Annotated in this window: 14 protein-coding genes; 11 read left to right on the top strand and 3 right to left on the bottom strand. The window is 60.3% G+C overall.

Features of this window, described 5'->3' with window-relative positions; genetic code table 11:
* Positions 1-33: 33 nt before the first annotated feature.
* A complete protein-coding gene (locus GRI32_RS08755; RefSeq protein WP_160591321.1) occupies positions 34-963 on the bottom strand; it encodes an NAD-dependent epimerase/dehydratase family protein in 930 nt (309 codons plus the stop codon).
* Between the two features lie 196 nt (positions 964-1,159).
* On the opposite strand from GRI32_RS08755, the gene GRI32_RS08750 reads away from it, so the two are divergent.
* From GRI32_RS08750 to GRI32_RS08740, 3 genes are all read left to right on the top strand, one after another.
* Positions 1,160-2,782, top strand: coding sequence for an ArnT family glycosyltransferase (locus GRI32_RS08750; protein ID WP_160591319.1), 1,623 nt, complete (start codon positions 1,160-1,162; stop codon positions 2,780-2,782).
* 712 nt (positions 2,783-3,494) lie between these two features.
* The gene (locus tag GRI32_RS08745) at positions 3,495-6,251 is read left to right on the top strand and encodes a TonB-dependent receptor (RefSeq protein WP_160591317.1); all 2,757 of its coding nucleotides are present in this window, start codon (positions 3,495-3,497) and stop codon (positions 6,249-6,251) included.
* Entirely contained in the window at positions 6,251-7,306 is a 1,056-nt protein-coding gene (locus GRI32_RS08740) for a phytase (protein ID WP_160591315.1), read from the top strand. The genes GRI32_RS08745 and GRI32_RS08740 overlap by 1 nt, the downstream gene beginning before the upstream one ends.
* Before the next feature lie 79 nt (positions 7,307-7,385).
* Here the strand turns inward: GRI32_RS08740 and GRI32_RS08735 are convergent, their stop codons facing one another.
* Positions 7,386-7,652 carry a hypothetical protein gene (locus GRI32_RS08735; protein ID WP_160591307.1) on the bottom strand — a complete coding sequence of 89 codons (267 nt, stop codon included), beginning with the start codon at positions 7,650-7,652 and terminating at the stop codon, positions 7,386-7,388.
* 196 nt (positions 7,653-7,848) lie between these two features.
* On the opposite strand from GRI32_RS08735, the gene GRI32_RS08730 reads away from it, so the two are divergent.
* The 4 genes from GRI32_RS08730 (at position 7,849) to GRI32_RS08715 (ending at position 11,236) form a co-directional block, all read left to right on the top strand.
* On the top strand, positions 7,849-8,037 hold the full coding sequence (locus tag GRI32_RS08730) for a YgaP family membrane protein (RefSeq protein WP_160591305.1): 189 nt from the start codon (positions 7,849-7,851) through the stop codon (positions 8,035-8,037).
* 72 nt (positions 8,038-8,109) lie between these two features.
* Positions 8,110-9,408, top strand: a complete 1,299-nt coding sequence (gene serS / locus GRI32_RS08725) for a serine--tRNA ligase (protein WP_160591303.1) — start codon at positions 8,110-8,112, stop codon at positions 9,406-9,408.
* The gene (gene surE, locus GRI32_RS08720) at positions 9,408-10,163 is read left to right on the top strand and encodes a 5'/3'-nucleotidase SurE (protein WP_160591301.1); all 756 of its coding nucleotides are present in this window, start codon (positions 9,408-9,410) and stop codon (positions 10,161-10,163) included. The genes serS and surE overlap by 1 nt, the downstream gene beginning before the upstream one ends.
* Complete coding sequence (locus GRI32_RS08715) at positions 10,163-11,236, top strand: potassium channel family protein (RefSeq protein WP_160591299.1); 1,074 nt, start codon at positions 10,163-10,165, stop codon at positions 11,234-11,236. Before surE ends, GRI32_RS08715 begins: the two co-directional genes overlap by 1 nt.
* Here GRI32_RS08715 and GRI32_RS08710 read toward each other — a convergent pair.
* The gene (locus GRI32_RS08710) at positions 11,233-11,649 is read right to left on the bottom strand and encodes a DUF1761 domain-containing protein (RefSeq protein WP_160591297.1); all 417 of its coding nucleotides are present in this window, start codon (positions 11,647-11,649) and stop codon (positions 11,233-11,235) included. The genes GRI32_RS08715 and GRI32_RS08710 overlap by 4 nt on opposite strands.
* Before the next feature lie 71 nt (positions 11,650-11,720).
* On the opposite strand from GRI32_RS08710, the gene rimO reads away from it, so the two are divergent.
* The 4 genes from rimO to GRI32_RS08690 all read left to right on the top strand — a co-directional run bounded on the left by rimO (position 11,721) and on the right by GRI32_RS08690 (position 16,978).
* Positions 11,721-13,097: a 30S ribosomal protein S12 methylthiotransferase RimO gene (rimO, locus tag GRI32_RS08705; RefSeq protein ID WP_160591295.1), complete on the top strand. Its 1,377-nt coding sequence runs from the start codon at positions 11,721-11,723 to the stop codon at positions 13,095-13,097.
* Between the two features lie 580 nt (positions 13,098-13,677).
* A complete protein-coding gene (locus GRI32_RS08700) occupies positions 13,678-14,868 on the top strand; it encodes a PQQ-dependent sugar dehydrogenase (RefSeq protein WP_237437479.1) in 1,191 nt (396 codons plus the stop codon).
* Between the two features lie 849 nt (positions 14,869-15,717).
* Positions 15,718-16,134, top strand: coding sequence for a secondary thiamine-phosphate synthase enzyme YjbQ (locus tag GRI32_RS08695; protein WP_160591291.1), 417 nt, complete (start codon positions 15,718-15,720; stop codon positions 16,132-16,134).
* A gap of 37 nt (positions 16,135-16,171) precedes the next feature.
* Positions 16,172-16,978 carry a transglutaminase-like domain-containing protein gene (locus GRI32_RS08690; protein ID WP_160591289.1) on the top strand — a complete coding sequence of 269 codons (807 nt, stop codon included), beginning with the start codon at positions 16,172-16,174 and terminating at the stop codon, positions 16,976-16,978.
* Positions 16,979-17,197 lie beyond the last annotated feature (219 nt).

The following is a 17,197-nucleotide window of genomic DNA, read 5'->3' as shown; positions in this document are numbered from 1 at the left end:
CCTTTCGTGTCTGACCTGACCAGTGATCGAGACCTAGAATTCGAGCGCTACCTGCGAGTAGGTCGGATCGCCGAATGTTTCATCCAGAGCTTGCTGCAAGGGAGTGGCTCGGACTCCGAAAATACCCGGCCAATCGATGACTTCGAATATGTCGGGAGTGATAAGCGCCTTGAGTTGCTTGATTGTGAAAGGCGGGTTCCTGCCCAGCAGGCCATAGCTTTTCAACATCAGCCAGAACGACCAGTAGGGCACCCGGACAATCGCGCTGCGGGCCTTTGTGGCGCGCTTCACCGCACGCATCAGATCGATATAGTCGATCCGTTCCTGACCGGTGATATTGTAGGTGCCCGTCATGCGCTTCTGTATTGCAGCATCAATAATGGCCGCAAAATCAGCAACATAAAGCGGCTGGCGAAGGTAGCGCCCATCGCCCGGAACGGGGAAGACCGGCGATTTCTTCATGAAGCGCGAAAGCCACCCCATGTGCTTGCGATCAAACCAGCCGAACATCAAAGTGGGGCGCAGGACGATCTGCGGGATGTCACAGGCGGCGACCAGCGCTTCCTGCGCCTTCTTGGTCTCGGTGTAGAAATCCACCGCCATCGAATTGACGACCGATGACGAGATGTGGACGATGTATTCGATATCGTGGCGCTTGGCCGCATCGATCAACCGAACAGTCGCCTCGATATTGTTCCGGTCGAATTCAGCATAATCAAGCCCGCCGATCTGCGCCTGTCCAATGATCAGCACGTCCGCACAGGCCAGCGCTTCTTCCCATTCCCCCGGCTGCGAAATATCCGCACAAATCGCTTCGACACCGGGATGATAGCGGCGCAGCACCTTCATTTTGGCGACATGCTTGTCGATTGCGACTATTTCGTTTCCGGGAACGTCCAGTCTCTTGAGCAGATTCTGCCCCAGCAATCCTGCAGCACCGGTAAGGACGATCTTTGCAGGCATGAAGTCTGTTCCCCGGGTTCAGCGCCACTGGCTCACTACAGTGCGACATTGCTGCATTGCAACATAAATGATATCGCACAACAGGTGAAGTGGGGCCGCGCGTCGAGCGTCACAGCGTGGTATTTCCACCGTGGCCGCGAGTTGCTGGCGCTGGAGGGTAGGAATGGTCTTGCAGCGAATAACACAAGCTCTCGCCGTGTTCATTGCGAAACGGCCCGGATCGGTCTCCGCCCTGATCTGCGTGCTGTTCTTTATCTTCCTTTTCCTGACGATGAACCGTGAAATCGATGCGTTTGACGAAAGCATCATTCTGGTAAACGCGCAGCGGGTGCTGGCCGGGGATGTGATCCACCGCGACTTCTATTCGAACTATGGCCCGGGCAGCCCCTATCTGGTCGCTGCTGTATTCTGGCTGTTTGGTCCCAAGCTGCTGGCGGCGCGCCTGTTCGGATTGGTGCTGATGGCTGTTCCCGCAGGCCTGGTGACCTACCTTCTGGTGCGCCGCGTCCCGTTTGGCTTGGCCCTGGGTGGCAGCCTTGCGTGCGCCATGTTCATCTATGTTGCGGCCTTCCACCTCTATCCCGTCTATCCTTGCCTTGTGCTGATCCTGGCGAGCGCGATCATCGTGTTGCGTGAGGACATTCTCGCCCGGCCGGGCCTCATCCTCACTTGCGGCGGGTTGACCGGGATCGTGGCGCTGTTCCGCTATGACACCGGCTTCTTCACGCTGGTGGCTTTCAGCATATATCTGCTGGCGATCGGCCCGGGAAAGACAATCCCGGCAAGGATCGCAGCGGCAATCCGGCCAGTCCTGACGCTGGCTGTCGGCGCGGCCCTGGCGTTTGCGCCATTCGCCATCTATTTCCTCGCCACTGCGCAGATAGCGGACTTCTGGGCCGACATTGTCGAGCACTCCGCTCCCTATGCGGCCAATCGCGGCCTGCCCTTCCCCGGACCCGGTGCAATAATGGCAGATCCCGCCGTGGGCGGTGTCTATATTCCCCTGCTCGTCACACTGGCTGCGCTGGCCGAACTGTGGAGAAGCCGGGCTTCGGGGGCAGGACAGCAAGCTGGCCAGGACTTCCTGATCCTGTTCACCCTGCTGACGGTGATCCTGACCTACAAGGGACTGGTTCGCGTCAGTCTGGTCCACATGCTGCTGGCTATCGTCCCGGCGATCACTCTTGCCGCATTTCTTGCACAGCGCTGGGCCTCGCGGCGCGGCCACTGGCGCAGCGCGGCAATAGTGCTGTCTGCCGTGGCGGTCTTTGCCGTGGCGGGCTCGTTCAACCGGCTGCGCGCGGACGTGGGCGCCATCGAACGCACCGCCACCGGTGGGCTGCTGTTCGCCGGGAGTGAAGAAAACCCTCCCTGCGTGGAGGGAAGCCCGCCATTCGTGGGCCTTACCTCTGCCGATTATTCCCGGGCCGTTGCATATCTCGACGCGCATGTTCCGGACGGAGAACGCATTCTTGTGGGGCTGGACCGGCATGACAAGGTTTTCGCCAATGGCCTGTCGATCTATTTCCTGGCGGACCGGCTCCCCGGCACCAAATGGGCCCAGTTCGATCCGGGCGTGACCAATACCGCCGGCATCCAGCGTGAGATCATTGACGATCTCAGGAAATATGACGTCCAGTGGATTGTCCGCGATGCCTCATTCGAAAATGTGACCGAGCCGAACCTCAGCTCCGTCAGCAGCGGAGTGCTCCTGCTCGACAGCTACCTTGCCCGCAATTTCCGGAAGGCATTTGCATCAGGCAAGGTGGAAGTGTGGCTTCGCAACGATGTCCCCGCCCCTGCCCCGGACGGGGCCTGAGGCTACCGGGCTAACGCCCTGCGCGCATTCGCGCTTTGGCTGGGGAATGGAGACCCGGATACATCTGTAACCCCGTCCGCCAATGCAGCACGCATATCTGACATCGGGCGGTCCACTTCGTCAGATTCCGCTTTGTTGCGGTAGAGACTACAATTGTACACCTGACACTCGCCAATATAGCCGGTAACTCTGACTGTTTGGCCGTTCAGTTGATCTATCTGGGTTGGAAATTCGTCGACTGTGATTGGCCTATCGGTGGACGAGCTGCCACAAGCGATCGTGGCAAGTGCCAGAAGAATGCCAGTCACAGGTCGTAGAACTGAAGCGACTCACACTTCCCGGGGATACTGGCGGCGATGTCCGCTTTCCACCCCGACCTCGGTCGTTCATCAGTATCTTGGAACCAGGCGAAAGCGGCCATTCACCCATTTTTGGCGCGCGCCATAACTACACGCCCATCTCGGCTTCCCGTAATTGAGCCTGGATGATTGAAGCTTGCAGGAACCGCATCCTTTTCTGAAAACCCATGCAGCCGCTCCCACTGGGCAGGGCTTCAAACATCGATCCGGCAAGCAGGACCACCCAGAAATCTCGATTCAACTCGATCTCGCGTTTGCTTTGCCAACGCCGCTCGCTGCGTCATTTTCCCGTAATACCTCCATTCTAAGCGCCCGCCTCATTGAACTTCAGGTATTCAAATTGGGGCCCCCACATGAAACTTCTAAAGCTGACTGTATTTCTGGTTTGCACAACATCTGCCACCTCGATTGCCCATGCGGGTGAGATCCGCGGAGTGGTTGCGGATTCGTCACAGACCACGCAATTGCAAGCTGTCGATATCATCGTGGAGGATCTTGGGCGAACCGCTACGACGGACCGCAACGGCGCCTATGTGATTGCCGACATTCCTGCAGGTTCGTATCAGATTTCTGCCAGCTATATCGGTGCTGCGACGGTAACTCAGACTGTTTCGGTCCCTGAAACCGGCACTGTTACGGCCAACTTCATCTTGGGAGCCGGTGCCGACAATCAGATTCTGGTTATCGGCCAGGCCGCCAATCTTGCCAGTTCGCTATCGCGCCAAAGAGCAGCGGACGGAGTTTCCTCCGTGCTTACGCGTGATGCGATTGGTCAGTTCCCGGATCAGAATGTGGCAGAATCGATCCGGCGTCTGCCCGGCGTCAATGTTCTAAACGATCAGGGTGAGGGCCGGTTCGTTTCTATCCGCGGTCTCGATCCTGAATTGAACAGCAGTTCGATCAACGGCGTTCGCCTGCCTGCGCCTGAAAGCGATGTGCGGTCAGTGGCGCTCGATGTGATCAGTTCCGACATCATTGAATCGATCGAGATCAAGAAATCACTTACCCCGGATATGGATGGTGACAGCATCGGCGGCTCGATCGAAATCAACACGACCAGCGCTTTCGATCGCACGAATGACCTGCTGACGGCGAAACTTGAAGGCAGTTACAACGAATATGCCGACAGCGTGACGCCCAAGGGCAGTATCGATTTCGCCACCCGCATCGGCGAGGATTTCGGCATTTCCGGCGGCATCAGCTACTACCGGCGTGAATTCGAATCCGACAATATCGAGGCAGCTGACTGGAACGAGGCCGGCGGCATCGTGTTTGCCGAGGAAGTTCAATATCGCGATTATGATGTGACGCGTGAGCGCCTCAGTGCCTCGCTGAACTTTGATGTCCGTGCATCCGCTTACACCACGCTGTTTGCGCGCGGACAATTCAGCCAGTTCGACGATCAGGAATATCGCCGCCGGACGACCATCATCCTGAATGAAGACCCGGCATCTGGCACCGATACAAGCGCTTTCTTCACCGACGCCGATGGCCGTATCGAGGTACGCCGAGACATCAAGGACAGGTTTGAGCGCCAGCGCATTCGATCCTTCCAGATCGGCGGCGATCATGATGATGGCATCTGGGAGGGAGGTTTTTCTGCCAGCTACGCCAAATCGAGCGAACTGGAGAATTTCTCCGTCGACCCCACCCGCTTCCGCTCCCGTTTTGACGGTGACGGCGTGGATGTAAACTTTGACTACAGCGATCCGCGCCTGCCGCTTTACAGCGTCACTAGCGGATCGGCGCTGTTCAATGATCCTTCGGAATACAGCTTCAACCGCGTCGAGCTGACCGATCTGTCGGCCAGTGTGGACGAGGAATATGCGCTGCAGGGCGACCTTGGCCGCAGCTTCCTGGCCGGGAGTGGTGAATTCACCGTGCAAACCGGCTTCAAGTCGCGCTGGCGTGACAAGAGCTATGATTTCAATGGCCGCTTCTTCGGCGATTATGACGGCGACTACACATTGGCCGATGTACTGGGCGCCCAAACCTATCTGATTACCGATATGGGACCGGTGGCCAGCCATACCGGCGCGACCGACTTCTTCCTTGCCAATCTGGGTAATTTTGAAGTGGACCAGTATGAAACCGATCTGCTCAGCTTCCCCAGCGATTATTCGGTCCAGGAAGATGTGCTGGCAGGCTATCTGCTGGGCCGTTTTGACAGCAGCACTTTGCGGGTGATCGCAGGTGTTCGCGCAGAACGCACGTACAACGAACTCAACGGCAATCTGGTGGTGGATGACGGCGATGATGTGACCGATGTCATCCCGGTTTTCATCACCCGCAATTACACGGACTGGCTGCCCAGTGCGACAGTGCGCTTCTCGCCGGAACGCGAACTGGTTTTCCGTCTGGCCGGATACAAGAGCCTGGTGCGGCCCAAGCTGTCCAATCTGGCGCCGCGTTATACCATCAATGAGGATCTGGAAGCTGAGTTCGGCAATCCGAACCTGCTGCCCTACCGGGCGTGGAATGCGGATCTTTCGGCAGAATATTACTTCAGCGAAAACGGCGCGGTATCGATCGGTGCTTTCTACAAGACAATCGACAATTTCATCGTCGATTCTGTGATCTCGGCTTCCGGAACCTTCCAGGGTGTCGATTATGATGAACTGACCATCCCGATCAACGGGGACAGCGCCGAAGTATTCGGGATTGAGGCAAGTTTCAGCCAGACCCTGTCTTTCCTTCCCGCACCTTTCGATGGGCTGCTGGTGCAGGCCAACTACACTTTCACAGACGCCACAGGCACATTGGATGACGGACGTGAAATTGCCTTGCCAGCGGCTTCGCGCCACACTGGTAACATCGTGCTTGGCTATGAGAACGGTCCGTTTGAGTTCCGGGCTGCTGGCACCTATCGCAGCAGATATCTGGACGAAATTGGCGCCGCCGCAGACCAGGACAGGCTGGTCGACAATCACTTCCAGCTCGACCTTTCTGCCAGAGTCAGAGTGACCGACGACATCCGCATTTTTGGCGAATGGATCAACGTCAACAACGCCAAGTACTTTGCCTATCAGAACTTCATGGGGGCTCAGCGCAACCTGCAGTATGAAGCCTATGGCTCGACCTTCAAGTTCGGCGCGCGAGTCAGCTTCTGATGGCTCCCGCGTGGCGCAAGAGCTGCGTGGCCGCCGCGTTCACCCTCTTGGGAGGGTGCGCGGCGGTCGGCGACGGGATGGTCAGTCTGCCCGCTGTCAGCGTGACAGCAAGCGGCGAAACCACGCCTGTTGGTACGGTCAATGCAGATGCGGCAGATGATCCGGCAATCTGGCGCAACCCCGCCAACCCGGCGAACAGCCTGATCGTTGGCACAGACAAGAAGGCGGGGCTCTACGTCTACGGCCTTGATGGAGCCGTCCGTGATTTTGTGGCGGCTGGCGAGCTGAACAATGTTGACTTGGCCGGCAACGCCGATGGCGCGCTGGTTGTCGCAAGTGACCGGACCGATCCGGCAAATTCCCATGTCGCGATGTTTCAGCTTTCGGCCGAGGGCACGTTGACCCCCCAAGGCAGGATCGCCAGCGGGCCGGGCGAAGCTTATGGCCTTTGCCTGCAGCGCCATCGTTCGCAGGATGGTGCAGGCGGTAGCCAGGTCATTTATGCGGCGATCAAGGACGGCACGGTGCGCGAACTGCGCATTGATCGGCAGGCGGGCGGAACCTGGCAAGGCACCCCTCTGCGCAGCTGGAAAATTGCCACCCAGATCGAAGGATGCGTCACCAATCCGCGGAATGGCGACTTATTCATCGGCGAGGAAAATGTCGGCATTTGGCGCATTCAGACCAGTCTGGCGAATGCCGAACCAGAGCTGTTCGCCAGTGTGGGCGAACAAGATGGTCTCGTTGCCGATGTCGAGGGACTTGCCTTCGCCGCACAGGAAAACGGGCCAGACTATTTGATCGCGTCGAGCCAGGGCGACAATGCCTATGCCGTCTTCCATATCAATGACGGCGCGCTTGTTGGGCGCTTCCGTATCGCTGATGGCATCGTGGATGGCACCAGTGAAACCGATGGCATCGAGGTCTCCATTGGCGACTTGCCCGGTTTCCCCGGCGGACTTTTCGTGGCCCAGGATGGCGACAACTCCCCCTCAGGCCAGAATTTCAAACTCGTCAGTTGGGATGCAATAGTGTCTGGCATGGGCCTGAGGTGAATTTTATGGTTCTGATTCGGCGGATATCGAGGGCAACCGCCTGAAACCGGACATCTGGTCGAAGTCGCCATATGGCAGCTCATCGGGTTGAGCGCGGCGGCAAGCCGCGCCATTCGTGGGCCTTACCTCTGCCGATTATGCCCGGACCGTCGCATATCTCGACGCGCATGTTCCGGCCGGAGAACGCATTCTTGTGGGGCTGGACCGGCATGACAAGGTTTTCGCCAATGGCCTGTCGATCTATTTCCTGGCGGACCGGCTCCCCGGCACCAAATGGGCCCAGTTCGATCCGGGCGTGACCAATACCGCCGGCATCCAGCGTGAGATCATTGACGATCTCAGGCAATATGACGTCCAGTGGATCGTCCGCGATGCCTCATTCGAAAATGTAAACGAGCCGAACCTCAGTCCCGGGGACGCAGGCGCGGACGCGCGTGCGCAAAACCCGGAACGCGGATGCGCGTGCGAAAAGCACATAGTTGCTCTAAATCAATGCGGCTTTGCTGGCGCGCCTGCACTGGCAGCATCGAAGGAGCAAAATCATGTTTGCAACCAATGTCGGCTCTGCCGATCGTGTGATCCGTATCGTCCTTGGCCTGATTCTGTTGTCGCTGACCATGGTCGGGCCGCAAACGCCGTGGGGGCTGATCGGCCTTGTGCCGCTGCTGACCGGTCTGTTCCGGACCTGCCCGCTCTATTCGCTGATCGGGGTCAACACCTGCCCGAAATAGGGTGTGCACCGGACCTGCTGCTGCGCGCCAACACTGGACAATTGCCGTGCCAAGAAGGCATAGGCCGCGCCCATGCATGACCTACGCACCATCCGTGAGAATCCGGAAGGCTTCGACGCCGCGCTGAGCAAGCGCGGGCTTGATCCGCTGAGCAAGGCGCTGCTGGCGCTGGATGAGGAGCGCCGCGCGCTCTCCACGCGCCTGCAGGAAGCGCAAAGCCGCCGCAATGAAGCCTCCAAGGCCATTGGTGCGGCAATGGGCAAGGGTGACAAGGACACTGCCGAGGCGCTGAAGGCCGAAGTGGCCGAACTGAAGCAGACCATGCCCGCAATCGAGGAACGCGAACGCAAGGTCGCCGCCGAGCTGGATGGGCTGCTGGCCGCCATCCCCAACCTGCCCGCCGATGACGTGCCGATGGGCGCGGATGAGGCGGACAATGTCGAGGTCAGCCGCTGGGGCACTCCGCGTGAGTTCGCCTTCCAGCCGCAGGAACACGCCGATATCGGCCCCGCGCTGGGGATGGATTTTGAAACCGGCGCGGCCCTTTCCGGCGCGCGCTTCACTTTCCTGCGCGGTCAGATGGCGCGGCTGCACCGAGCGCTTGGTCAGTTCATGCTGGACCGGCACACCACGCAAAGCGGTTATACCGAATGCGCGCCGCCAGTGCTGGTCAACGACGCGGCAATGTATGGCACCGACAAGCTGCCAAAGTTCGCCGACGACAGCTTCCGCACCACCGATGGCCGCTGGCTGATCCCCACCGCAGAAGTCAGCCTGACGGCGTCTGTACAGGGCCAGATCGTGGATACAGATGCGCTGCCGATGCGCATGACCGCGCTCACCGTCTGCTTCCGCAGCGAGGCCGGTTCAGCGGGCAAGGACACGCGCGGCTTCATCCGCCAGCATCAGTTTGAAAAGGTCGAGCTGGTCAGCGTCACCCGGCCCGAAGATAGCGAGGCCGAGCATGAACGCATGACTGCCGCCGCCGAAGGCATATTGCAGGCGCTGGACCTGCCCTATCGCAAGGTATTGCTGTGCACGGGCGACATGGGCTTTGGTGCGCGCAAGACCTATGATCTGGAAGTATGGCTGCCGGGGCAGAACGCTTACCGGGAGATCTCATCCTGCTCGAACACTGGAGATTTTCAGGCCCGGCGGATGAACACGCGTTACCGACCCAAGGTTGATCAGGCGGAAGCCGGCGCCAGGAAGACCGATTTCGTCCACACGCTCAACGGCTCCGGCCTCGCCGTGGGCCGCACGCTGGTGGCGGTGCTGGAGAACTACCAGCAGGAAGACGGATCGGTCACCGTACCCCCTGTCCTTGCGCCCTATATGGGCGGGCTGGAAAAGCTGCTACCCGCAAGCTGATGCGCATTTTGCTGACCAATGACGATGGCATTCACGCCCCCGGTATGGCGGTGCTGGAAGCCATCGCCCGGCGGCTTTCCGATGATGTGTGGGTGTGCGCCCCGGCAGAAGAGCAATCGGGCGCGGGCCATTCGCTCACCCTGCATATGCCGGTGCGACTGCGCAGCTTTGGCAACCAGCGCTACGCCGTAACCGGCACGCCGACAGATGCCGTCAACCTGGGCTTGCGCAAGCTGTTTGCGGACCAGAAGCCCGATCTGGTGATCTCCGGCATCAATGCAGGCGAAAACCTGGCCGATGACATCACCTATTCGGGCACCATATCCGCCGCGATGGAAGCGGCGCTGGCGGGCATTCCTGCCATCGCCCTGTCACAGGCCATGCGCACGCCTTCCTCCAGTTTCGATGCGGCTGAAGCCTGGGCCGAAAAGGTCCTCGCTCCGCTGGTGGAAGTGACCATGGCCAGGCGCACGCTGGTGAACGTCAACTTCCCCGATCTGCCCGCAGAGGCCGTGAAAGGCATTCGCGTGGTGCGGCAGGGCTTCCATGATTACCAGCGCGGATCGCTGGTGGAAGGGACCGATCCGCGCGGGCGCAACTATTACTGGTTCGGGCTGGAAGACATGGAGCACACGCTTGACCACGGCACCGATCTGGAGGCCGTTGCGGATGGCTATATCGCAGTCACGCCGTTGCAGCTGGACCTGACCCATCACTCCGCCATCGGCACGCTGGCGGAAAGGTTCGCAGGCTGATGGTGGAACGCCGGCGATCACTTATCCGGGACGCCCGCTCGCGCCGCTTCACCCCCCTGCGCCGCGCCGTGAGCGTGCCTGTGTGGGGCGATCTGGGCATTCGCCTGGGTCTTGCACTGATCCTGATCATGAGCGTGGTGATGATCCACTGGCTGGACCGCGACGGGCTGAGCGATACGCATGACGGCGTGGTGAGCTTCCTCGACGTGGTCTATTTCACCATGATCTCCATCACCACCACCGGCTTTGGCGACATTGCCCCGATCAGCGACCGCGCGCGGCTGGTGGAAGCGGTGATCGTCACGCCGGTGCGCTTTGCGGTGCTCTTCATTTTCGTGGGTACGGCGTATAATTTCATCATCAAGAGAAGCTGGGAGAAATTTCGCATGTCTCGCATTCAAAGCCAGCTGTCCGATCATGTCGTGGTGCTTGGCTTCGGCGTGTCCGGCTCCGAAGCGGTCAGCGAACTGATCGAGCGCGGCACCGATCCGCGCAATATCGTGGTGATGGACCGCGATGAACACCAGCTCGAACAGGCCGAGGAACTGGGCTGCAACGTGATCGAGGCGGATGCCACGCGCGATGAAAGCCTGATGGCGGTGCGCATCGATGAAGCGCAGACGGTGCTGGTATCAGCAGGGCGCGACGATGCCTCCATCCTGATCGTGCTGACCGTGCGCCACCTTGCGCCCAACGTGCCGATCAGCGTGGTGGTGCGCGCATCCGATAATGAGATCCTGGCGCATCAGGCAGGTGCCAACAATGTCATCAACCCGGTGCGCTTTACCGGCCTGCTGCTGGCGGGCAGCGCGCAGGGCGCGCATATCGCCGATTACCTGGCCGACCTCGCCTCCGTCTCTGGCCGTGTCCAGCTGGTGGAACGTCCGGTCAAGCCAGAGGAGATCGGCAAGCCGCTGAGCGAGCTTTCCACCGGTGGCCGGGGCCTGCGCATCTATCGCAACGGCGGCGCCTGCGGCTTCTGGGAAGCCGAGGCGGGCGCGTTGCAGGCAGGCGATATCGTGGTGGAGATCCTGCCGACCGGCGAGGACGCGATTTCCACCAAGGGCGACTAGCTCAGCAGCACGAACACCGCGCCCATTGCTGCGGTGCCGAAGATGAAGTGACCGGCATCGATCAGGAACAGCTTCAGGGGCCGGTTCTGGAAGAGGTAGTTGATGCCGATGGCCGGTGTCATCACCGCAGCGCCAAGGCCGACTGCCATCATCATGATGACATGCGGCTGCGGGCTGGTGCGGGCGATCATGTGGCCCAGCAGCCATGATACGATCAGTTCCAGCAGCAGAGCCGTCAGCATGATCTTGACCGTGTAGCCGTTGCCCCTGGCCCTTGCCTCGGCCTTGGCCGCCTCGGTTATGCCCGCTGCGGCCTGCCATGCCTTGCTGAACAGCGGGCCGTACCAGATGGCCCCCACGGCGAAGAAGGCCAGCGCGCCCAGCAGCACGGCCAGATAGTTCACATCACCCATAGCACCCACTCCTCACGCTCTCGCCGCGCACTCTAGCGCAAAGCGCAGCGCGGGTGTAGGGGCGCGCCACCATGGCCAATCAAATACCCGATCAGAAGCGCGTGGGCATCGTCAGCCTGGGCTGTCCCAAGGCGCTGGTCGATTCCGAACGCATACTCACCAAATTGCGCGCCGATGGCTACGCGATGAGCCCCGACTATGCCGGAGCGGACGTGGTGCTGGTCAACACCTGCGGCTTCCTCGACAGCGCCAAGGAGGAGAGCCTTGACGCGATTGGCGAGGCGATTGCCGAGAATGGCCGCGTGATTGTGACCGGCTGCATGGGCGATGAGGCCGACGTGATCCGCGCCCGCCACCCGCAGGTGCTCGCCATCACCGGCGCGCATCAGTATGAGGACGTTGTCAAAGCCGTCCATGAAGCCGCGCCGCCATCGCAGGGCCCGTTCATCGACCTGATCCCGCAAATGGGCGACCTGGCCGACATCAAGCTCACTCCGCGCCATTACAGCTACCTCAAGATTTCCGAGGGCTGCAACCACTCCTGCGCCTTCTGCATCATCCCGAGCCTGCGCGGAAAGCTGGCCAGCCGCCGGGTGGATGCGGTGCTGCGCGAGGCCGAGAAGCTTGTCGCCGCCGGCACGAAGGAGCTGCTGGTCATCAGCCAGGACACCTCCGCCTACGGCGTCGACACCCGCCATGAGGAGCGCGAGTGGAAGGGCAGCCCGGTGCGCGCCCACATGACCGATCTGGCCCGCGAACTGGGCAAATTGCGCACACCCGCCGGTGAAACGCCGTGGGTGCGCCTGCATTATGTCTACCCCTATCCGCACGTGGATGCAGTGATCCCGCTGATGGCTGAGGGGCTACTGACGCCCTATCTGGACATTCCCTTCCAGCACGCCTCGCCCTCCGTCCTGAAAGCCATGAAGCGCCCGGCGAATGAGGCCAAGGTGCTGGAACGGCTGAAGAGCTGGCGCGAAATCTGCCCGGACATCACCGTGCGATCCAGCTTCGTGGTCGGCTTTCCGGGAGAGACCGAGGAAGACTTCCAGTACCTGCTGGACTGGCTGGAAGAAGCCCAGCTGGACCGGGTGGGCGCCTTCCGTTTCGAACCCGTCGAAGGCGCAGCCGCCAACGACCTGCCGAACCCGGTGCCAGAGGCGATCAAGGAAGAACGCTATGCCCGGCTGATGGAAGTGACCGCAAGGATCAGCGCCGCCAAGCTGCAGGCCAAGATCGGCAGGACCCTGCCCGTCATCATCGACGAAGTGGGCGAACCGGACGAAGACGGCGACATCGGCGCCACCGCCCGCAGCCAGGCCGACGCGCCGGAGATCGACGGCAATGTCTTCCTGCGCAACGTGCCCGCTGACCTGAAGGCCGGCGACTTCGCGCAGGCACTGATCGAGGATGCCGACGAGCATGACCTGTTCGGGGTGATCGTCTAGGCGCCAAACGGTTCGCCGAAGCGAAACGTCACCCTGAACTTGTTTCAGGGTCCATTTCTTCACCAGGTCTTCCACCCGAAGATGAAGCATGGATGCTGAAACAAGTTCAGCATGACGGGATGGCTATGAGCAGGCCGGGGAATATGCAGGTCAGCCCGGAAACCCCGCCCCATGTTTACACAAGTTACACCATGTATACCTGGTGCATCGCAGCCTAACACGCTGTTTTTGCAAGAAGATTTGCTCGATTTTGCGGGCGGGATCACACAGCAGAAATAAAAATCATATTACGCACCACTATGCGAAAATTTCCTACACGCCGCGCGTGAGGGAATTGGGTGCAGACAGTGGGAAAGAGCCGCCGTGGCGCTAGGCTGGTCCGGGGTGTGTAGGACAGCGCGAATTTCCCCTATTGGGTGGAAAGCAGACCTCACGCGTCCAGACGCAATGGTTTGGCACTGAAGCCCCACACTCGTGGATGACTTGGCTCGCGCCCGGCCTGTGCTATGTCTCGTTCCACAAGAACCTTGGGAGGGGTGGCATGAGAAACAGAATTCCTGGCGGTATTGTGAGCGCGGCGATGGCTGCTGCGTTTTTCGCCACCGGTGCGTATGCGCAGCAGGACGTGCCGATGACCGAAACCCGCATACCCGTGGCGCCGACGGGCCTGGCGGACAATCCGCTGCCCGACGGTCCTTTCCATTATCGGACCGCAGAGGGGATGGACATTCGCGTGGAGGTGCTCGCCCGCCTCGAATACCCGATGTCGATGGCTTTCCTGCCCGATGGTGACATGCTGGTGGTCACCCGCCGGGGCGAGTTGCACATGCTCGAACAGGGCGCTTCCGAGACAAGCTTGATCGAGGGTGGGCCGGAAGGTGTGTTCTTCGGCGAGTCCGGAGATGCCGGCACCTCCCATGCCTATGTCGATATCGTCCTGCATCCGGACTTCGCAGCCAACCATTTCATTTATCTCGCCTACAACAAACCGACCGAGGATGGCTCGCGCGTAATGGCGCTGGGCCGCGGCCGCTGGACCGGAGACCGACTGGAGGGGTTCGAGGACATATGGGTCGCACATCCGGGCGTGTCGGGCGTGAGCCGCATGGCCTTCGCCAATGATGGAAAGCTGATCTTCACCACCAGCGGCTCCGGGCCGCAGAACCTGTCCACCGCAGGCGGCAAAGTGCTGCGCATCAATGATGACGGCTCGATACCCGACGACAATCCCTTCATTGGCGATGCCAATGCGCGTGACGACGTCTATTCCTATGGCCATCGTGGCTCGCTGGGCCTTGCCATCCATCCCACCACTGGCGCAATCTGGCAGAACGAGAACGGCCCCAATGGCGGTGACGAGATCAACATCATCAAGCCAGGCGCCAATTACGGCTGGCCCTATGTCAGCCTGGGCCGCACCTATCAGGGTCCCTGGCAGGCCGAGCGGCCGCGCCACGACCTGTTCGAGCCGCCCGTTGTCTATTGGATGCCCGCCATCGCGCCGTCCGGAATGCTTTTCTATACCGGCGATGCGCTGCCCGCGTGGAAAGGCGATATCTTCGTCGGCGCCTTGCGCACCGGTGAGATCCCCGGGACCGGCCATCTGGAGCGCATCCTGATCAACCAGAACATGCAGGAACTGCGCCGCGAGACTTTGCTCTACGACCTTCGCCAGCGCGTCCGCGACGTGCGCCAGGGGCCCGACGGCTACATCTACCTCGCCACCGAAGAACGCGACGGCGCCATCCTGCGGATCGTCCCGGACGATTGAACCTTGAGCAATGGGAGATTGGACGGATTATTGGCGCCCACTTTCAAAAACTGAATTCGGGTGTTCCGGAAAGCTGGGAGTTGGGTCGTTAGCTGTCGATCAGCGATCAACGCGCTGAATGTCCACTTTTAGGGTGGATAGCTGACCTTGGCTCACGGTTGCCTGCGAGAGTACACAATTCGCAGGGCCGCGCTGGCAAGAAGTAAGATGATTGGCAACCCGAGCGATACTGCGGCCGTTACTCCGCGGATAAATTCCTGACAGGGCGTTTCCAGATCGAATCCGAAAACACCATCCGGAAGTGGCGGAAATGAATCGGAAACACCCAGTAACGGACAAGCCCCTCTGAAATCTTCCGGTACCTGGACGAATGATGCAACTGCCATTCCCAAAGCGAATGCAAGGTACGAGAGTATCAGGGCAACATTAGCGCTTTGGCTGCCTAGAAAGTGGTCCCTTCCGGCAATGGCGGTCAGCAGCCAATAAGAACCCAAGATTGCGACTACTATCGCGTAAAAAACTGCAAGAGACCTTTGCCATTGTGAAACCACCCAAGCGTCAATCTCTGGGTCAAATCCATTTACCTCGACTGTGTAGGGAGCAAATAGGAACTGCGCACCCGCCAATAGAGCTATAGCGGCTACGGAGGCACCAAACCCGATAGCCGCACTTTTGAAGCGCGATACTTGTCCAGAGGCTCCATGAGTTGTCGACATTTCGTCAGAATATCGACTTTTTCAACGTCCGCAAATGGGTCGTTAGCGGACGCACTCGCGCCGACGCAGCCCAGATCATGGCTTCCACCGCTTTTCCCTACCAACCACCCCCATCGCCCTCTAAACCCACCCCATGCACCAGTCCCAGACCAGCTTCACCATCCCCACCCGCGGCAAGTCGCTGTATGAGTTCACCGATCAGGTGGCGGACTGGCTGGCGTCCACCGATATTGCCACCGGGCTGCTGACGCTGTTCTGCCGCCACACCTCTGCCTCGCTGCTGATCAATGAGAATGCCGCACCGGCCGTTCAGCGGGATATCCTGCGGTGGATGGAGATGGTTGCGCCGGAGCGGGCGGGGTATGAGCATGATGATGAGGGGCCGGACGATATGCCCGCGCATATCCGCACCCTGCTGACGGGTGAGAGCCTGCAAATTCCGGTGGCGGACGGGCGGATGGTGCTGGGCACGTGGCAGGGGATTTTCCTGGCCGAACACCGCAGCTCTGCTCACCGCCGGCAGGTGGTGGGGCATTTAATCGGCGAGTGAGGGAAACCAACTGCGCGCAGGCGCGTTCGCCCAGCATATGCCCATCACCATAAACTCTCGCTTCTCGTTCTTCCTCAACCAGCCGAGCGATGCCCTGCTGCATTTCGAGGCGGCGATGATCCCCGAACAGGATATCCTCAGCTGCGATACGCAGATGGGCGAGGCGATGCATTTTGCCCGCGTGCCCGCGCAGGACAATATCGGCGAGCGTATCTGGATCCGCTCCGAAGGCTATTTCGAAGTGGCCTATTCCGCCAGTGTGGAGGTCAACCGGCAGGTGCCAGACATCGCCGGACTGGGCGCTATCCTGCCGCATGACCTGCCCGGCGACTGCGTGAAATACCTGTTCGATTCGCGCTATTGCCAGGGCGACCGGCTGCACAGCTTCGTCTATGACAATTTCGGTGAGCTTACGGGCGGTGAGAAAGTGGCCGCCATCCGCGACTGGATCTCACGCGAAATGGTCTATGAGCCGGGCAGCAGCGATGCGCGCACCACGGCGATAGACAGCTTTGTGGAACGGCGCGGGATCTGCCGCGATTTTGCCCATGTGCTGATCGCCCTGTGCCGCGCGGCCACCATCCCCGCGCGCTATGTCAGCTGCTATGCCCCCGGCGTGAATCCGCCCGATTTTCACGCCGTGGCCGAGGTGTTCCTGGCCGATCCCACAGTGCCCGGCGGCGGCGCTTGGTACATGGTCGATGCCACCGGCATGGCCGATCCGGCAAAGGCAGTGAAGATCGGCGTGGGCCGCGATGCCGCCGATGTCAGCTTCCTGACCATATTCGGCCCCGCCCAGTTCAACATGAGCGAAGTGCAGGTAAGCGAAACGCCCGCCACCTGAACCGCAGACCTGATCGCCAAACCTCATAGCCCGCCCTGAACTGCAGACCCGATAGCCAGACAGGTCTTGCCAAGCGGGTCCTTCGTCGCCTAAAGTGAACGTTCACAACGGGGTTGATGCAAGGCTGGTGTGGTGCGGGCCCGGGTCGGGCGGGCAATTGAATTGTGCCTTGAATCAACGCCTCTATTGCAGCGCAACATGATCGGTGGGTAATATGCC

Source organism: Alteraurantiacibacter aestuarii (assembly GCF_009827405.1).
In the GTDB taxonomy this organism is placed as follows: domain Bacteria; phylum Pseudomonadota; class Alphaproteobacteria; order Sphingomonadales; family Sphingomonadaceae; genus Alteraurantiacibacter; species Alteraurantiacibacter aestuarii.
The sequence above is the reverse complement of the archived record's forward strand: the minus strand, read 5'-3'. Positions and strand labels throughout refer to the sequence as shown.

What these genes read in the sequence shown, in the direction of transcription:
- serS (WP_160591303.1), top strand. Translation starts at nt 8,110, where the DNA reads ATGCATGACCTACGCACCATCCGTGAGAATCCGGAAGGCTTCGACGCC.
- GRI32_RS08690 (WP_160591289.1), top strand. Translation starts at nt 16,172, where the DNA reads ATGCCCATCACCATAAACTCTCGCTTCTCGTTCTTCCTCAACCAGCCG.
- GRI32_RS08730 (WP_160591305.1), top strand. Translation starts at nt 7,849, where the DNA reads ATGTTTGCAACCAATGTCGGCTCTGCCGATCGTGTGATCCGTATCGTC.
- GRI32_RS08755 (WP_160591321.1), bottom strand. Translation starts at nt 963, where the DNA reads ATGCCTGCAAAGATCGTCCTTACCGGTGCTGCAGGATTGCTGGGGCAG.
- GRI32_RS08715 (WP_160591299.1), top strand. Translation starts at nt 10,163, where the DNA reads ATGGTGGAACGCCGGCGATCACTTATCCGGGACGCCCGCTCGCGCCGC.
- GRI32_RS08745 (WP_160591317.1), top strand. Translation starts at nt 3,495, where the DNA reads ATGAAACTTCTAAAGCTGACTGTATTTCTGGTTTGCACAACATCTGCC.
- GRI32_RS08700 (WP_237437479.1), top strand. Translation starts at nt 13,678, where the DNA reads ATGGCTGCTGCGTTTTTCGCCACCGGTGCGTATGCGCAGCAGGACGTG.
- GRI32_RS08740 (WP_160591315.1), top strand. Translation starts at nt 6,251, where the DNA reads ATGGCTCCCGCGTGGCGCAAGAGCTGCGTGGCCGCCGCGTTCACCCTC.
- surE (WP_160591301.1), top strand. Translation starts at nt 9,408, where the DNA reads ATGCGCATTTTGCTGACCAATGACGATGGCATTCACGCCCCCGGTATG.
- GRI32_RS08710 (WP_160591297.1), bottom strand. Translation starts at nt 11,649, where the DNA reads ATGGGTGATGTGAACTATCTGGCCGTGCTGCTGGGCGCGCTGGCCTTC.
- GRI32_RS08695 (WP_160591291.1), top strand. Translation starts at nt 15,718, where the DNA reads ATGCACCAGTCCCAGACCAGCTTCACCATCCCCACCCGCGGCAAGTCG.
- rimO (WP_160591295.1), top strand. Translation starts at nt 11,721, where the DNA reads ATGGCCAATCAAATACCCGATCAGAAGCGCGTGGGCATCGTCAGCCTG.